At 71.1% G+C, this 14,887-nt stretch carries 17 protein-coding genes and 1 pseudogene; 6 read left to right on the top strand and 12 right to left on the bottom strand.

Annotation, left to right across the window (positions count from 1 at the left end):
• Positions 1–29: 29 nt before the first annotated feature.
• Positions 30–785: a peptidyl-tRNA hydrolase gene (locus JHN63_RS40445; RefSeq protein WP_200690103.1), complete on the bottom strand. Its 756-nt coding sequence runs from the start codon at positions 783–785 to the stop codon at positions 30–32.
• Between the two features lie 110 nt (positions 786–895).
• On the opposite strand from JHN63_RS40445, the gene JHN63_RS53340 reads away from it, so the two are divergent.
• Both JHN63_RS53340 and JHN63_RS53335 read left to right on the top strand, forming a co-directional pair.
• The gene (locus tag JHN63_RS53340; protein WP_234478428.1) at positions 896–1,777 is read left to right on the top strand and encodes an ATP-binding cassette domain-containing protein; all 882 of its coding nucleotides are present in this window, start codon (positions 896–898) and stop codon (positions 1,775–1,777) included.
• 5 nt (positions 1,778–1,782) lie between these two features.
• A complete protein-coding gene (locus JHN63_RS53335; protein WP_234478427.1) occupies positions 1,783–2,454 on the top strand; it encodes an ABC transporter in 672 nt (223 codons plus the stop codon).
• On the opposite strand, the gene JHN63_RS40435 is transcribed toward JHN63_RS53335, so the two are convergent.
• The 9 genes from JHN63_RS40435 to zapE all read right to left on the bottom strand — a co-directional run bounded on the left by JHN63_RS40435 (position 2,446) and on the right by zapE (position 9,710).
• Positions 2,446–2,589, bottom strand: coding sequence for a hypothetical protein (locus JHN63_RS40435; protein WP_200690102.1), 144 nt, complete (start codon positions 2,587–2,589; stop codon positions 2,446–2,448). The genes JHN63_RS53335 and JHN63_RS40435 overlap by 9 nt on opposite strands.
• Positions 2,590–2,618: 29 nt before the next feature.
• Positions 2,619–3,464: a polysaccharide deacetylase family protein gene (locus JHN63_RS40430; RefSeq protein WP_200690101.1), complete on the bottom strand. Its 846-nt coding sequence runs from the start codon at positions 3,462–3,464 to the stop codon at positions 2,619–2,621.
• Between the two features lie 53 nt (positions 3,465–3,517).
• Positions 3,518–4,393 carry a PPK2 family polyphosphate kinase gene (locus JHN63_RS40425; RefSeq protein ID WP_200690100.1) on the bottom strand — a complete coding sequence of 292 codons (876 nt, stop codon included), beginning with the start codon at positions 4,391–4,393 and terminating at the stop codon, positions 3,518–3,520.
• A gap of 57 nt (positions 4,394–4,450) precedes the next feature.
• Positions 4,451–4,990, bottom strand: coding sequence for a YbhB/YbcL family Raf kinase inhibitor-like protein (locus JHN63_RS40420; RefSeq protein ID WP_200690099.1), 540 nt, complete (start codon positions 4,988–4,990; stop codon positions 4,451–4,453).
• Between the two features lie 9 nt (positions 4,991–4,999).
• Entirely contained in the window at positions 5,000–5,800 is an 801-nt protein-coding gene (locus JHN63_RS40415; protein ID WP_200690098.1) for a slipin family protein, read from the bottom strand.
• Positions 5,801–5,900: 100 nt separating this feature from the next.
• Positions 5,901–7,376, bottom strand: a complete 1,476-nt coding sequence (locus tag JHN63_RS40410; protein ID WP_200690097.1) for a SulP family inorganic anion transporter — start codon at positions 7,374–7,376, stop codon at positions 5,901–5,903.
• An 8-nt stretch (positions 7,377–7,384) separates the two neighbouring features.
• Positions 7,385–7,963 (bottom strand): carbonic anhydrase, encoded by a 579-nt coding sequence (locus tag JHN63_RS40405; protein ID WP_200690096.1) that lies wholly within the window; start codon positions 7,961–7,963, stop codon positions 7,385–7,387.
• Positions 7,964–8,050: 87 nt separating this feature from the next.
• Entirely contained in the window at positions 8,051–8,449 is a 399-nt protein-coding gene (locus tag JHN63_RS40400; RefSeq protein ID WP_200690095.1) for a hypothetical protein, read from the bottom strand.
• A 154-nt stretch (positions 8,450–8,603) separates the two neighbouring features.
• Positions 8,604–9,710, bottom strand: coding sequence for a cell division protein ZapE (gene zapE, locus JHN63_RS40395; protein WP_200690094.1), 1,107 nt, complete (start codon positions 9,708–9,710; stop codon positions 8,604–8,606).
• Positions 9,711–9,884: 174 nt separating this feature from the next.
• Here zapE and JHN63_RS40390 point away from each other — a divergent pair, with 174 nt between their 5' ends.
• The 4 genes from JHN63_RS40390 to msrB all read left to right on the top strand — a co-directional run bounded on the left by JHN63_RS40390 (position 9,885) and on the right by msrB (position 13,228).
• The gene (locus JHN63_RS40390) at positions 9,885–10,679 is read left to right on the top strand and encodes a pyrimidine reductase family protein (protein WP_200690093.1); all 795 of its coding nucleotides are present in this window, start codon (positions 9,885–9,887) and stop codon (positions 10,677–10,679) included.
• A gap of 154 nt (positions 10,680–10,833) precedes the next feature.
• Positions 10,834–11,307 (top strand): indole-3-glycerol phosphate synthase, encoded by a 474-nt coding sequence (locus JHN63_RS40385; protein WP_200690092.1) that lies wholly within the window; start codon positions 10,834–10,836, stop codon positions 11,305–11,307.
• Positions 11,308–11,418: 111 nt separating this feature from the next.
• Positions 11,419–12,807, top strand: coding sequence for a UDP-N-acetylmuramate--L-alanine ligase (murC, locus tag JHN63_RS40380; RefSeq protein WP_200690091.1), 1,389 nt, complete (start codon positions 11,419–11,421; stop codon positions 12,805–12,807).
• 13 nt (positions 12,808–12,820) lie between these two features.
• A complete protein-coding gene (gene msrB / locus JHN63_RS40375; RefSeq protein WP_200690090.1) occupies positions 12,821–13,228 on the top strand; it encodes a peptide-methionine (R)-S-oxide reductase MsrB in 408 nt (135 codons plus the stop codon).
• A 254-nt stretch (positions 13,229–13,482) separates the two neighbouring features.
• Here the strand turns inward: msrB and JHN63_RS40370 are convergent, their stop codons facing one another.
• Positions 13,483–14,304 carry an SAM-dependent methyltransferase gene (locus JHN63_RS40370; protein WP_234478426.1) on the bottom strand — a complete coding sequence of 274 codons (822 nt, stop codon included), beginning with the start codon at positions 14,302–14,304 and terminating at the stop codon, positions 13,483–13,485.
• A gap of 370 nt (positions 14,305–14,674) precedes the next feature.
• A pseudogene (locus tag JHN63_RS40365) lies at positions 14,675–14,887 on the bottom strand (amino acid permease); the annotation flags it as partial.

Raw genomic sequence — 14,887 nt, 5'->3', positions numbered from 1 at the left:
GGAGGGGGGAGGGGGAGGGCCCCACCCCTTCAGCCGACGGGTCCTTGTTCCTCGGCGTGCAACTCGCCGGCGCGGTGGTGCCCCTCGACCGCGACCGTCAGTCCGGGTGCGATCTCCGTGAAGCCCGCGTCGCGGACCAACGGGCGTTCGCTGGTGGTGAGTTCGGCCCACTGGCCGGGAGTGGCGGTGCGTACGGAGAGGGGGAAGCCCGCCTGCCGCCAGGCGGTCCGCTCGTCGTCGGACAGTTCCCACCAGGCCAGTTGGGCGCCGTGGCCGGTCTGGGCCATGGTCTTGCCGGCGGACATGTCGAGGTCGGGGTTCAGCCAGAGCACCGGTGCCGTCGGGTCCGCGTCGGCCGGCGGTTCGGGGTCGTCGAGGTCGGTGCCGGAGACCTGGAGCCGGGCAAGATCCTTGGGCCAGCCGTCGAGCGGGACGGGCGGGAAGACCCGTACCTCCGCGGACTTACCGGTCACCGTGATCCCCGGCAGCGCCTCGGCCCGCCGCCACTCGGCCCCACGCGCCCGCCGGACTACCTTCCGGATCCGCGCGTCCTGCCAGTCCCGCATGACCTGCGCCCACTCCCCGTCCCCGACGGCCCGATCGTCGCTGAGGATCGTCAGCACGGCACGGGCAGCGGTCTCCAGCGCGTCGGTACGCGCCGGGGGAGCGTCACGCTCGATCCGCACCACCAGGGGCAACACGAACTGCGGAGCCTCATCGCGCGAGGTGGGCTCATTGAGAAAGGGGTCGGCGCTGTCACCGGGAACGGCGGAATCACTGGTCACACGTCCAGTCTGCCAGGTGGAGAACCGCCCCTTGAGAGCACCACCGGGGGACCCACCCGCACCCGCCAAACTACCCACTCCCCACGGCACTCTCGCGAGAAGATGCCCTCATGCGAAGCGATCTACAGCTGAACAACGTCGGCCGCCGCTACGGAATCAGGGGCCCCTGGATCCTCCGCAACGTGAACCTGGCCCTGGCCCCGAACACCCTGACCCGCATCGAGGGCCCCAACGGCACCGGCAAATCCACCCTCCTCCGCCTTCTCGCCCGCATGGACGCCCCCACCGAAGGCAGGGTCACAGGCCGCCCCCGCACCGCCTACGTCCCCGAACGCTTCCCCCAGGCGCTCCCCTTCACCGCCGAGGGCTACCTCACCCACCTCGGCACCGTGCACGGCCTCTCCCGCGCGGCAGCGACCCGTGCCGCCGGTGAGTGGCTCGACCGCTTCGGCGCCAAGGCCCATGCCGGTACACCCATGACCCGCCTCTCGAAGGGCAGCAGCCAGAAGGTCGCCGTGGCGCAGGCCCTGCTCGCCGAGCCGGAGCTGCTCGTGCTCGACGAGGCGTGGACGGGCCTGGACGCGGACGCCCGGGCCGAGTTGGAGCGGGCGGTGGCCGAACGGACGGCGGCCGGTGGAGCCGTCGTCTTCGTCGACCACGACCCGGGCCGCCTCGTGGGGGCATCCGACGCGACGTACACCGTGGTGGACGGGACCCTCAACCGCCGTACGGAGAGTGCCACTTCGCCGGCCGGACCGCAGGTCTCGGTGGAGGTCCAGGGCCCACCGGGAAGTCAACTCCCGCCCGAGGCGGACCGGTTCATCACCGCAACGACGCAACCGACGCCCGGCACCCACCACTTGACCGTCCCCGCCTCCCGCTCGGACGTCCTGCTCCGCGCCCTGCTCGCGGCCCGCCCGCCGTGGCACGTGGTGAGCCTGCACCGGCTCGCGGACCCGGACCTCCCCCTCGACGACGAAAGCCCCCGGTGACGGCGATGACAGCCCTCCTGCGCTACCAGGCCGCCCTCCTGCTGCGCTCACAGCGCTGGCTTCCGCCGGTCATCCTGTACGCCGCGTTCCTGGGCATCGGTGTCCAGGGCGGGCAGCCGGTGCTCGACTCGCTCGGTTACACGGCCGCGGCGCTGTTGCCCGTCGCCGCCTGGCTGGTGCGGATCTGTACGACCAACGAGCCGCCCGCGGCCCGGAGTTGTGTCGCGGCGGCGGTCGGTCCCGGCCGGGCGCACCTCGCCTGTCTGCTGGTCGCGCTGATCACCGCGGCGGCGCTCGGCACGGCGGCGACCCTCGTCGTCACGCTGATCAGCGACCCGGCGAGCGCCGACCACCGCACCCGGGTGGCGCTCCCCGCCGCCGCCGCGGCCGGGCTGCTCGCGACCCTGGCCTGTGCCCTGCTCGGCACGGCGGTCGGCGCCCTCACCAACTGGCCGCTGCTGCGTTCACCCGGCCGGGCCGTGCCCGCGATGCTGCTGGCGGCGCTGCTCGCCGTCGTGGTGACCGGCTCCCCGGCACAGGCGGCGGTCAGCGGCCTGGTCACCGGCTCGCAGTCGGGCACGGTCCCGGTCCCGCTGCTGCCGCTGGCCGGTGCGGCCCTGGTCACGGCGGCCGCGACCGCCGTGACCTGCGCCCTCACCTCCCGCCGCTCACCCTGAACAGGCGCTGCGCTGCGCCTCCTGCCACTCGCACACGGGGCACAGCGTGATCCCCTTGTGCGACTCCGGGTACTCCGTCGGCTCCCGGCACAGCACACACTCCGCGTACACGGTCTCCGGCTCTTCGTCGCTCATGGGACCAGCGTAGGAGGAGTGCGCGTGCTTCAGCGGTGCCGGTCCGTGGCCCCGATCAGCTCGGAGACCTTCACGAACCGGTACCCCTGCTTGCGCAGCTCGGGCACGATCATGCGGACGGCCTTCTCGGTCGCCGGGGCGGCGCTGCGCGTGCAGTGCATGACGACGACCGAGCCGGGCTTCACACCGTCCAGCACCTGCCGGGCCACGGCGTCCGAGTCCGTCGCGAACGCGTCGCCGCTCACCACGTCCCACTGCACCGCCGTGACACCGACCGCGCTCAGCGTCTTCAGCGCCTGCCGGTCGTAACACCCGCCGGGGAAGCGGAAGTACGGCATCGCGTTCGGCACGCCCGCCTTCTTGAACGCCGTGTACGCCCGCTCCACATCCGCCTTCATCCGGTCCGGGGACACGGTCGGCAGGCCGTAGCAGTCGCCGGTGAAGGCGTAGTGGCTGTAGGAGTGGTTGGCGATCTCGAATTGCGGGTCCCGTCCGATGGCGCGGGCCTCGGCCGGGTACTCGTCGGCCCACCGCCCCGTCATGAACACGGTTGCCGGCACCTTCAACGCCCGGAGCGTGGCGATCAGTCGGGGATTGTCGAAGTGCTCGCCCGCCGCCGCGCGCTGCCCCTGATCGGCGGTCATGTCGGCGTCGAAGGTCAGCGCGACGGTCTTGCCGTCCACCCGCGGACCGTTCTTGAAGACGGGGGTCAGACCGGCGGGGCCGGGTGCGAGGGTGGGCGGCCGCGAGACGGCGGCGGTGGGCGCGCTGGGCGCCGGACGGCTGGCGTGGGGCGCCGAGGGGGCCCCGCAGGCGGTGAGCGCGGCGCCGAGCGCACAGGCGGCGGCGACTCGTCGTACTCGAATGGTCACCATAGGAAGATATGGTGCGAAAAGGTGTTAATCGGCTATCGACACGGAGTGCCCGGTCAGTCGGCCGTCAGCAGCCGCTCCCGGCATGCCTCCACATCGAAGTCCGCCTTCGGGTACTGCGGATCCAGCGCCGTCAGGTGGTCCAGGAGCAGGCGGCTGATCGCCCAGTTGCGGTACCACTTGCGGTCGGCCGGGACGAGGTACCAAGGGGCCTCGGGCGTGGAGCAGCGGTCGAGGGCGATCTCGTACGCCTGCTGGTAGGCGGGCCACAGGGCGCGTTCCTCGATGTCGCCGGGGTTGAACTTCCAGTGCTTGTCCGGGTTGTCGAGGCGTTCGAGCAGGCGGCGGCGCTGCTGGTCGTAGGAGATGTGGAGGAAGCACTTGACGACGGTCGTGCCGTCGTCGGTCAGGGACTTCTCGAAGCGGTTGATCTGGGTGTAGCGGTCGTTGATCTCGCGGTGCGGGGCGAGTTCGCGGACGCGGGCGATGAGGACGTCCTCGTAGTGGGAGCGGTCGAAGATGCCGATCTCGCCGGGGTGGGGGAGGGCCCGTTTGATGCGCCAGAGGAAGTCGTGCTTCCGCTCCTCCGGTGTGGGTGCCTTGAAGGCGCTGATCCGGCAGCCGGAGGGGTTGAACAGGCCGATGACGTGCTTGACCGTGCCGCCCTTGCCGCTGGTGTCCATGCCCTGGAGGACGAGGAGCAGCCGGCGTCCGTCGCCGGAGGTGCTCGCCGCCCACAGGCGTTCTTGCAGGTCGGCGAGGTGTTCGCCCATCCGGGCGGTGTCCTTGAGGCCTGCGGCCTTGTCCGCGGGGCCGCCGGGGGTCGCCTCGGCGTCGTAGGAGGAGAGGTCGACCGGGTGGCCGGCGGGGACGCGCAGCAGCTCGGTGAGGCTCTTCTTCCCGTTCTCGCGCTTCGCGCCCTTCTTGGACATGGGACACCCCTTCGGTCGGCTCCCTCGATCCTGCGGCGCGGGGGCGGGCCCCGCCAGTCAGCGCCCGTAACGGCCGGTCAGCGTGCCCGAGGCGAGGATGTGGCCGGTCAGGGCGTGGCGTACGGCGTCGGGTGAGGCGTCGGTGGCGAGGGCGAGCCTCTGGTCGGTGGCGTACACCGAGAGGACGTAGTGGTGGGGCTCGGCTCCCCGGGGCGGGCACGGGCCGCCGTAGCCGATCTTCTTGAAGCCGTTGCGGCCCTCGGTCGCGCCCCGCGGTGTGGATCCGGCCGTCAGGCGGGTGTCGTGCGGGGGGACTCCCCACAGCAGCCAGTGTGTGAAGGTGCCGTTCGGGGCGTCCGGGTCCTCGAGGAGTACGACCAGTTCGGCGGCGTTCGCCGGGACGCCCGCGAACGACAGTGGCGGTGACACGTCCTCGCCGTCGCAGGTGTAGCGGCGCGGGACCGAGCCGCCCTCGGTGAACGCCGTGCTCGTGACCGCGATCCGTTGCGAGGCGCTGGGCGCGGGCACGTGCGAGCCGCATCCGGCGACGCTCGCCAGCGCGGCGGCCACCGCGACGATCACGATCCTCGGGCGCATCCCGCCACGCTACTGCTCCACGGCGGGCGGCGGAGGGGGCTGGGGTGGTTGTGGCTGTGCCCGTTCCAGGAAGCGCAGCAGCTCGACGGGGAAGGGGAGCACGAGTGTCGAGTTCTTCTCGGCTGCCACCGCAACTACCGTCTGGAGCAGGCGTAGTTGGAGGGCCGCGGGCTGTTCCGACATCTGCTCGGCGGCCTCGGCGAGTTTCTTGGAGGCCTGCAACTCGGCGTCGGCGTTGATGATGCGGGCCCGGCGTTCGCGGTCGGCCTCGGCCTGGCGGGCCATCGAGCGCTTCATCGTCTCGGGCAGGGAGACGTCCTTGATCTCGACCCGGTCGATCTGCACGCCCCACCCGATGGAGGGGCTGTCGATCATCAACTCCAGCCCCTGGTTGAGCTTTTCACGGTTGGAGAGGAGGTCGTCGAGGTCGCTCTTGCCGATGATCGAGCGCAGCGAGGTCTGCGCCATCTGCGAGACCGCGAAGCGATAGTCCTCGACCTTGATGATCGCGTCGGCCGCGTCGACGACCTTGAAGTAGACGACGGCGTCCACCCGCACGGTGACGTTGTCGCGGGTGATGCCCTCCTGCGCGGGCACGGGCATCGTGACGATCTGCATGTTGACCTTGCGGAGCTTGTCCACGAACGGGACGACCGTGGTGAAGCCGGGCCCCCGCACCTCACCGACCACCCGCCCGAGCCGGAAGACCACCCCGCGCTCGTACTGCTTGACGACCCTGGCCGCCGCGGCGACGTAGACCACGCCCGCGGAACCGGCCGCCAAGCCCGCCACCAGCAGTTCCTGGAGCATCCTGACCCCCTCGTCGAGAGGCCGTTGTGTCTGCTCCTGCAAGGGTATGCCCGGTGCCTGCTCCGGGGCCACGATCATCCCGGAGCAGGCACCGACGCCCCTACTTCACCGCCGTGACCTCCACCGGCGTCATCTTCACCGGCTCGGTGCCGGCCGCGCTGTGCCGCTCCGCCCAGTTCTCCAGGGCCGTACGACAGGCGTGGTCCAGGTGGTGCAGGCCGGAGAGGTGGAGTTCGACCGGCCGGTCCTGGGGGAGCGCCTCCAGGCTGTCGAGGATCTTCGGCAGCCGCAGGAAGGTCGCGTTGCCCGACAGATACGCCTGCACGGGACCCGCGCCCTTGTCGACGACCTCCATCCTGATGTGCGAGGCCTCCCACGCCGTCTTCGCGACGGCCAGCGCGAGGCCGATCAGGACGCCCTCGAACATGCTGACCGCGACGATCGACAGCGCCGTGACGACCAGGATCAGCGCCTCGCCGCGGTGCTCGCGCCACAGCGACACGATCTCCCGGACGGGGATCAGCTTGGCTCCGGCGTGCACCAGGATGCCCGCCAGGGCCGGGATCGGGATGTACGCGAGGACGTTCGGCAGCAGCGCCGCGAACAGCAGCAGCCAGACGCCGTGCATCACCCGGGACGCCTTCGTCCGCGCGCCCGCCTGCACGTTCGCCGCGCTGCGCACGATCACCGCGGTCATCGGCAGCGCGCCGAGCAGCCCGCAGATCGCGTTGCCCGCGCCCTGCGCGACGAGTTCCTTGTCGTACGCGGTGCGTGGCCCGGAGTGCAGCCGGTCCACCGCCGCCGCGCTGAACAGCGACTCCGCGGACGCGATCAGCGTGAACGCGACGATCGTGCCCAGCACCCCGACCTGCGCCAGCTCACCGAACGCGCTCAGCGGCGGCGGTTGCAGCGACCCGAGCAGCCCCTGCACCTCGACGGTCGCCACCGGCAGCCCGAACGCGAGCGCGGCGAGCGTCGCCAGTCCTACGGCGGCCAGCGGACCCGGCACCGTACGCACCTTGGTCGGCAGCCGCTTCCACAGCACCAGGACGGCGATGGTGGCGGCGCCGAGCGCGAGCGAGGCCAGTGCCTTCGTACTCCCGACGGCGTCGACGAGCGCGCCGGGCAGCTCGACTATCTTGTCCAGCCCCGAGGCGGGGGCCTTCGCCCCCGCCACCGAGTACAACTGCCCGGCGATCAGCACCAGTCCGATACCGGCCAGCATGCCCTCGACGACCGAGACCGAGATGGCCCGGAAGTAGCGCCCCAACTTCAGGACGCCCATGAGGACTTGAAGGACACCGGTGGTGAGCACGATGACCCCGAGGGCGGGCAGCCCGTACTCCCGCACCGCCTCGAAGACCAGCACGGTCAGACCGGCGGCGGGACCGGACACCTGGAGGCTGCTGCCCCGCATGAGTCCGGTGACGATCCCGCCCACGATGCCGGTGACCAGGCCGAGTTCGGCCGGCACACCGGAGGCGACGGCCACGCCCACGCAGAGCGGGAGCGCGACCAGGAACACGACGAGGGAGGCGGCGAAGTCCTGCCGCAGATAAGGGAACTTGGTCGACATCGGCGCGCTCACAGGGCCTTGAAGGCGTCGACGGCCGGGTCGTGCACCTGGACGGCGCCGGTGTGGACCTCGTAGAACCAGGCGTGCAGGGACAGTTGACGACCCTTCAGCTTCTTCTCGATGTACGGGTACGAGCGCAGCCGTAGCAACTGCGTCAGGACGTGGCTCTGCACGCCCTCGGAGACGGCCGGGTCCTCGACCGCGCCCTGCGGCCTCGGGGTGGCGTGCGTGAGCCAGTCGCGCACGGCCGGTACGGCGGTCAGGTCGTCGCCGCGCACCAGGGCGCCGACCGCGCCGCAGTGCGAGTGGCCGCAGACCACGATGTCGGAGACGCCGAGGACCTCGACGGCGTACTCGATGGTGCACGCCTCGCTGGTGGGGTGTTGGGAGGCGTACGGCGGGACGATGTTGCCGGCGGTGCGCAGCTCGAAGAGTTGGCCCGGGCGGGCGCCCGTGATCAGGGCCGGGACGACCCTGGAGTCCGAGCAGGTGATGAACAGCACCTGCGGGGACTGGCCTTCGGCGAGTTGGGCGAACTCCTCAGGGCGTTGTCCGAACGTACGGGCGTTGTCGATGAGGGGCTGCATGAAGTGTGGACTCCTCCTGGCGCGCCCTCAGGGCGCGTCGGCCTTGCATGACAGTGTGCGTGGGGGAACTGACTGCCTGCCCGACTCTCAGCAGCGGAAGACCTGAAGTGCCGCCGGGGAGTGGGCTGTCGAGGATCTCGATGTGCGGTGGTGCGCCGTGCCGGCCGCCGGTGATGTGCGTACGGCCGCCGGGTCCTCGGTCAGGAGCGGGCGCGCGGGCGTCTCGGGCCCGCAGTCGGCGGAGCGGTAGCGGTCGCGCAGACGGAGCGGGACGGTGGGGGTCCCGGAGGCGCCGCAGTCGCGGAAGGTGATCGTCTCGGCGCGCAGGGCCTTGCCGCTGAGCTGGAGACCGGGCTGGGTCTTGGCCTCCGCATGACGCGCTGTGTGCGCGGCTGCGAAGGATTCCATGGGAGCGAAGAACGGGAGCGCGAACAGGACGGCAGTGAGGAGCGTCACGACGGTCCGAGCCGTCTTACCTCGGAACATGCGCCCCCCTTCAGCCCGTTCGTGTTCCTAGTACAGACCAAGGCCAGGTCAACGGCTGGTCAAGTGACACGGTAACCCGGTGAAGTTGTTTGCAGGGTTAACGGAACGTTTCCGATGGAAGAGAGCGTGAAAAGCGTGCCTGGGCTGGCGTGAACTAAGCGGTTTCGACGAGGCCCTTGGCGTCCCGGGCCAGCGCGGTGAGACGGGAGATCGCGCGGAAGTACTTCTTGCGGTAGCCGCCGTTCAGCATCTCCTCGCTGAACAGTTGGTCGAAGGGCAACCCCGAGGCCAGGACGGGCACTTCACGGTCGTAGAGCCGGTCCGCGAGGACGACGAGCCGGAGCGCGGTCGACTGGTCGGGTATCGGCTGGACGTCGGTGAGGCAGACGGCGTCGAGGTCGTCGGTCAGGGCGCCGTAGCGGCTGGGGTGGACCTTGGCGAGGTGGGCGAGCAGCTGCGGGAAGTCGTCGAGGGAGGCGCCCGCCGTGGCGTACGCGGCCTTCGTGACCTGCTCGTCGGTGAACGGCTTCGGGGCCTCGGGCAGACCGCGGTGGCGGTAGTCGTCGCCGTCGATGCGCAGTGAGCGGAAGCGCGCGGACAGACCCTGGATCTCGCGCAGGAAGTCGACGGACGCGAACCGGCCCTCGCCGAGCTTGCCCGGCAGGGTGTTGGAGGTGGCGGCGAGCGCCACGCCCGCGTCGACCAGCTTGCCGAGCAGGGTCGACACGAGGACGGTGTCGCCCGGGTCGTCCAGCTCGAACTCGTCGATGCACAGCAGACGGTGGCCGGACAGCGTCCGGACCGTCTGCTGGAAGCCGAGCGCGCCGACCAGGTTCGTCAGCTCGACGAAGGTGCCGAAGGCCTTGAGCGCGGGCTCGGCCGGGGTGGCGTGCCAGAGGGAGGCCAGCAGGTGGGTCTTGCCGACGCCGTAGCCGCCGTCGAGGTAGACGCCACGGGGGCCTGCGGGAGTCTTGGGCGCCTTGCCCTTGCCGAAGCCGAGGAAGCCGCGCTTGGCGCCGCCGGCCGCGTGTGCCCCGCCGAGTCCGGCGGCGAAGGCCTCCAGGACGCCGACCGCCTCGGTCTGGCTGGGCTGCTTCGGGTCCGGGATGTACGTGGCGAAGCGCACCGAGTCGAAGCGCGGCGGCGGCACCATCTCGGCGACCAGCCGGTCCGCGGGGACGAACGGCTCACGGGCGCACAGGGACAGCGGGGCCGCGTCTGCTATCGGGCTGATCCCGGAGGCGGCGGAGGAGGATGACACGGTTCATCAGTCTAGGGCCTGTCCGATAATTGCCGTCGCCGCCCGTGGCGCGGCCTCGCGCCCGCCGCGGAGGCGGCTCGGGTCGCAGGAGGTGCGCCGAGAGTACGTGCATGGCGTCTAGAGGCAGGCGGGCGCCATCGGACAGGCCCCAGGGGGCGTGCCACACTGCACGACATGCGACGCCTGTTCCCTGTGACCGACGAAACAGCAGCCCAGGCCTCGGACGGGGCCCCCGACGCGCGTGGGGCGGACCGGGAGTGGGGGCTCCTGGAGCTGGCGGAGGCGTACGCCTACCCCGCCGGGAACGGCCCCTGGCTGCGCGCCAACATGGTGTCCACGCTCGACGGGGCCGGTCAGCACGAGGGGCGCTCGCAGCCCATCTCCGGTGACGCCGACATGCGGATCTTCGGCACCCTGCGGGCGCTGGCGGACGTCGTGGTCGTCGGTGCGGAAACGGTACGCCAGGAGGGTTATCGACCCGCACGCGCGCGTGCCGAGTTCGCGGCGGCACGGGCCGAGGCCGGGCAGGGCCCGGCGCCCGTGATCGCGGTCGTCACCGCGAGCCTCGACCTGGACTTCTCGCTTCCGCTTTTCGTCTCGCCCCTGGTGCCGACGCTGATCGTGACGGGCGCCCAGGCTCCGCCGGACCGGGTCGCGGCCGCGCGGAAGGCGGGCGCCCGGGTGGTCGTCGCCGGTGACGGTGCGGGTGTCGACCCCGCGCGGGCCGTGGCGGCGCTCGCCGAACTGGGGCACACCCGGCTGCTGACCGAGGGCGGGCCGCGGCTGCTGGGGCAGTTCGTGGCCGCCGGGGTGCTCGACGAACTGTGTCTGACCCTCTCGCCGATGCTCGTGGCGGGGGACGCGCAGCGGGTCGCGGGCGGGCCGTCGGTTAAGGTTCCCTCGCGCTTCGAACTGGTGTCCCTGCTGGAAGAGGCCGGGTTCCTGTTCGGTCGCTACCGTCGGTCTTGAAGACGGGCGGAATGATCCGTTCCGTTTGTCTTTCGACGGGCACACTAAAACCGGCAGTACCCGTGCGATCACGGGGCAGGATGGTTTCCGCAGGGCCTCGACGGCCCACGGAGGAGAGAGGGCCCGCGGGTCCTCGAAGGAGAAGGGGCGCCTGGTGTTCACAAGCGTACTGATGATCGAGAAGGCCCTTACGTCCGCCGACGTGGAGTTCGTCACCACCTTGCACGGTGACGAGTCCGTCTCCTTCCACGTGTTGCTCCAGCCCCGCGGCGACCAGGCGGACCGCCTGCTGCGGGCCATCGACGACGTCGCCCTGGGCGAACTCGACGAGGCGGCGCACGAGCGGGAGACCCCCGAGGGCAAGGACGCGGCGGCGCTCGGCGCGCAGGCCCTCTCGGTGTCCCTGGACGCCCTGCACGCGGCGGGCAGCGCGGCCGAGGGCCGGCTCATCGAGGACCACCCGCTGGACGCGCTGAAGACCCTGGTCGACGAGATCGGCGCGGACGAGGTGATCGTGCTGACCGACCCCCACTACGTGGAGGAGTTCTTCCACCGGGACTGGGCCTCGCGGGCCCGTCACAAGGTCGGCGTACCGGTGCTGAAGCTGTTCTCGCACAGCAAGGAGTAGCGGCGAGCGGCGGCGGCCGACGGGTGTCCGTGATTGTCAGTGGCACCGAATAGGCTGGCCGTCGAACATCCGCCGTATCAGTACGGAACCAGCACGCACAGGGAGACACACATGGCACCCGGCCTTCCCACCGCCATGGACCGACCGCACTTCATCGGCATCGGCGGGGCCGGGATGTCGGGGATCGCCAAGATCCTCGCGCAGCGCGGGGCGAAGGTCGCGGGCAGTGACGCCAAGGACTCCGCGACCGCCGACGCCCTGCGCGCCCTGGGTGCCACGGTGCACATCGGGCACGCGGCGGAGCACCTCGCCGACGACGCCAGCTCCGTGGTCGTGTCGTCGGCGATCCGCCAGGACAACCCCGAGCTGGCCCGCGCGGCCGAGCTGGGCATCCCGGTCGTCCACCGCTCGGACGCCCTGGCCCGCCTGATGGACGGCCTGCGCCCGATCGCCGTGGCCGGCACGCACGGCAAGACGACCACCACGTCGATGCTCGCGGTGTCCCTGACCGAGCTGGGCCTGAACCCGTCGTACGCGATCGGCGGCGACCTGGACGCCCCGGGTTCGAACGCGCTGCACGGCGAGGGCGAGATCTTCGTCGCCGAGGCGGACGAATCCGACCGCAGCTTCCACAAGTACGCCCCCGAGGTCGCGATCGTCCTCAACGTGGAGCTGGACCACCACGCCAACTACGCGTCCATGGAAGAGATCTACGAGTCCTTCCAGACCTTCGCCGACCGGATCGTGCCCGGCGGCACCCTGGTGATCTCGGCGGACCACGAGGGCGCGCGCGAGCTGACCCGGCGCGTGGCCGACTCGGTGACGGCGGTCACGTACGGGGAGGCGGAGGACGCCGACGTACGCATCCTGTCCGTGGTCGCGCAGGGCCTCAAGAGCGAGGTGACCGTCCTGCTGGGCGGCGAGGAACTCACCTTCACCGTCTCGGTCCCCGGCCGCCACTACGCGAGCAACGCGGTCGCGGCCCTCGCCGCCGGCGTCGCGCTCGGCATCCCCGCCGGGGAACTGGCGCCCGCGCTGGCCGCGTACACCGGAGTGAAGCGGCGCCTCCAGCTCAAGGGCGACGCGGCGGGCGTCCAGGTGATCGACTCCTACGCCCACCACCCCACCGAGATGACCGCCGACCTGGAGGCGATGCGTGCGGCGGCCTCCTCCGCGCGGCTGCTGGTGGTCTTCCAGCCTCACCTCTTCTCCCGTACCCAGGAGCTCGGCAAGGAGATGGGCCAGTCCCTGGCCCTCGCGGACGCGTCCCTGGTCCTGGACATCTATCCGGCCCGCGAGGACCCGATCCCCGGCGTTACCAGCGACCTGATCATCGAAGCCGCGCGCGCGGCGGGCGCCGACGTGACCCCGGTCCACGACAAGGCGGACGTCCCCGAGGCCGTCGCGGGAATGGCGAAGCCCGGTGATCTGGTTCTCACCATGGGAGCGGGCGATGTGACCGACCTCGGCCCGCGGATCCTGGACCGTCTCGCGAAGTAAGGGGCTGAGCTGCATGTCGTACGACGTCGAAAAGCCGGACGAGGAATGGCGCGCGGAGCTGAACCCGGCCGAGTACGCGGTACTGCGGCAGGCCGGCACGGAGCCCGCCTTCGTCGGTGAGTACACCGACACCAAGACGAAGGGCGTCTACTCCTGCCGCGCCTGCGGCGCCGAACTCTTCACCTCCACCGAGAAGTTCGAGTCCCACTGCGGCTGGCCGAGCTTCTACGACCCGAAGGACACCGACGCGGTCGAACTGATCGCGGACCGCTCGCACGGGATGGTGCGCACGGAGGTGCGGTGCGCCCGGTGCGGGTCGCACCTCGGGCACGTGTTCGAGGGCGAGGGCTATGCGACGCCCACGGACCAGCGGTACTGCATCAACAGCATCTCGCTGCGGCTGACGCCGGAAGAGGGCTGAGCGCTCCGGTCGCGACAGTGCCGTGAGTACGAGTGAGTAGGTCAGTGCCCGTCCACCGTGGGTAACGGTGGGCGGGCACTGGCATGTGTGCCACCTCGTCGTTGTCCGGAACCTGCGGCCGGACTCGGCGATGCGGACGCCGAGATGCGGTCCCGTCCTGAGTGCTGATGCCCGGCCTGTTCGGCGTCCCCCGGCCGGCTCCGCTGCCGGCGGCGAGCTCGAGGAATCGACGCGTGAGCGGTCGGTGGCGGGGCTCACGGCTTGCGGGCCATGCCGCCCCAGATCAGCGGTTCGGGGAGAGCGGACGGCGCGACGGGGACGTCGGGACGCCAGTCGTCGAGGGGGACGAGGCCTGGTTGCTGGAGGTCGAAGTCGCCGTACAACTGCCGGAGTTGGTGGGCCGTGCGGAGTTGGCCGCGGCCGGTTTCGCCCTGGTAGAGGCGGAACAGTGTGGTGGCGCCGGTGGGATCGGCGTCGGACACAAGGGAGTTGAGGGCGAGGGCGCTGCCTGGGGCCAGGCGATGGCGCAGGACCGTGAACTGGGCTGTGGTGGCGGGTGTTTCGGGCAGGAAGTGGACGACGCCGGAGACGATGACGCCGAGCGGGGCGGTGAGGTCGATCAGGGTGTGCAGGTCGGGGTGGTCGAGGACGGACGCCATGTCCTGTACGTCGCCCAGGAGCAGGAGGGATCGTCCGGGGCGCAGCAGGGGTCTGCCGTGGGCGAGGACGGTGGGGTCGTTGTCGACGTAGACGACCCTGGTGTCGGGGTGGTGGCGGGCGGCGACCTCGTGCACGTTGTCCTGCGTGGGCAGGCCGGCGCCCAGGTCGAGGAACTGGGTGATGCCCTCGGCGGTCATGGCGCCCACGACGCGTACGAGCCAGCGGCGCATGGCACGGGCCAGGAGGGGTGCCTGGGGGTTGGCGGCGGTGATGCGCTGGGCGGCTGCGCGGTCGGCGGGGTAGTGGGTGCGGCCGCCGAGGAAGTAGTCGTAGATCCGGGCCACGTTGGGCACGCCGGGTTCGATGCCGGGCGGGGTCTGTGGCGCGGTCGGCTCGTCGGCCAACTCGTCGGCCATGAGGAGTCACCTTTCACTCGACGAGCTTCCAATGAGCGTCCAACGGGCTTCCAACGAGCTTCGCCACGCGGTGAGTTGCGCGGGGCGCGACGTGGCAGGACACCATCTTCCGTCCAGTCGTCCGGGGCGGGGAAGACGGCCGCCGGTCACCTGGCGCGGTCGGATCGGATACGGGCGTGGTCGTCTCGGAGGCGGGACGTCCACTACGCCAGGGCCCGTCTCCACCGGCCCGAACGAACAGTGACGTCCGGGCCCGAACCGGAGCCACCTCGTCGGAAGTCGTCACTGTTCGTCGGCTGCGTGGATTCTCAGGGTCGGTCGTACGGGAGACAGCCGGCGGTGCGCACCCACGGCAGGGAAGTTTCCCCACTCAGCCTTTCGTGGCCTTCCTCAGTCCGTAGAGAGCGACCCCGAGGACGAGAACCGCGGTGCCCGAGACGACGGTGTCCGTGGGCAGGGCGAAGGCGAGAGTCGCGCAGCCGGTCAGACCGATGACGGGGACGGGACGGCTCTGTCGGCCCTCCTCCTTCGTGAGGGTCAGGGCGGAGGCGTTGGCGACGGCGTAGTAGGCCAGGACGCCGAA

It is taken from the genome of Streptomyces sp. MBT65, assembly GCF_016612545.1.
Taxonomy (GTDB): domain Bacteria; phylum Actinomycetota; class Actinomycetes; order Streptomycetales; family Streptomycetaceae; genus Streptomyces.
The sequence above is the reverse complement of the archived record's forward strand: the minus strand, read 5'-3'. Positions and strand labels throughout refer to the sequence as shown.

Bases quoted from the DNA above. Each gene is read 5' to 3' on its own strand.
- JHN63_RS53340 (WP_234478428.1), top strand. From the start codon at position 896: ATGCGAAGCGATCTACAGCTGAACAACGTCGGCCGCCGCTACGGAATC.
- JHN63_RS53335 (WP_234478427.1), top strand. From the start codon at position 1,783: ATGACAGCCCTCCTGCGCTACCAGGCCGCCCTCCTGCTGCGCTCACAG.
- JHN63_RS40435 (WP_200690102.1), bottom strand. From the start codon at position 2,589: ATGAGCGACGAAGAGCCGGAGACCGTGTACGCGGAGTGTGTGCTGTGC.
- JHN63_RS40430 (WP_200690101.1), bottom strand. From the start codon at position 3,464: ATGGTGACCATTCGAGTACGACGAGTCGCCGCCGCCTGTGCGCTCGGC.
- JHN63_RS40425 (WP_200690100.1), bottom strand. From the start codon at position 4,393: ATGTCCAAGAAGGGCGCGAAGCGCGAGAACGGGAAGAAGAGCCTCACC.
- JHN63_RS40420 (WP_200690099.1), bottom strand. From the start codon at position 4,990: ATGCGCCCGAGGATCGTGATCGTCGCGGTGGCCGCCGCGCTGGCGAGC.
- JHN63_RS40415 (WP_200690098.1), bottom strand. From the start codon at position 5,800: ATGCTCCAGGAACTGCTGGTGGCGGGCTTGGCGGCCGGTTCCGCGGGC.
- JHN63_RS40410 (WP_200690097.1), bottom strand. From the start codon at position 7,376: ATGTCGACCAAGTTCCCTTATCTGCGGCAGGACTTCGCCGCCTCCCTC.
- JHN63_RS40405 (WP_200690096.1), bottom strand. From the start codon at position 7,963: ATGCAGCCCCTCATCGACAACGCCCGTACGTTCGGACAACGCCCTGAG.
- JHN63_RS40400 (WP_200690095.1), bottom strand. From the start codon at position 8,449: ATGTTCCGAGGTAAGACGGCTCGGACCGTCGTGACGCTCCTCACTGCC.
- JHN63_RS40390 (WP_200690093.1), top strand. From the start codon at position 9,885: ATGCGACGCCTGTTCCCTGTGACCGACGAAACAGCAGCCCAGGCCTCG.
- murC (WP_200690091.1), top strand. From the start codon at position 11,419: ATGGCACCCGGCCTTCCCACCGCCATGGACCGACCGCACTTCATCGGC.
- msrB (WP_200690090.1), top strand. From the start codon at position 12,821: ATGTCGTACGACGTCGAAAAGCCGGACGAGGAATGGCGCGCGGAGCTG.
- JHN63_RS40370 (WP_234478426.1), bottom strand. From the start codon at position 14,304: ATGGCCGACGAGTTGGCCGACGAGCCGACCGCGCCACAGACCCCGCCC.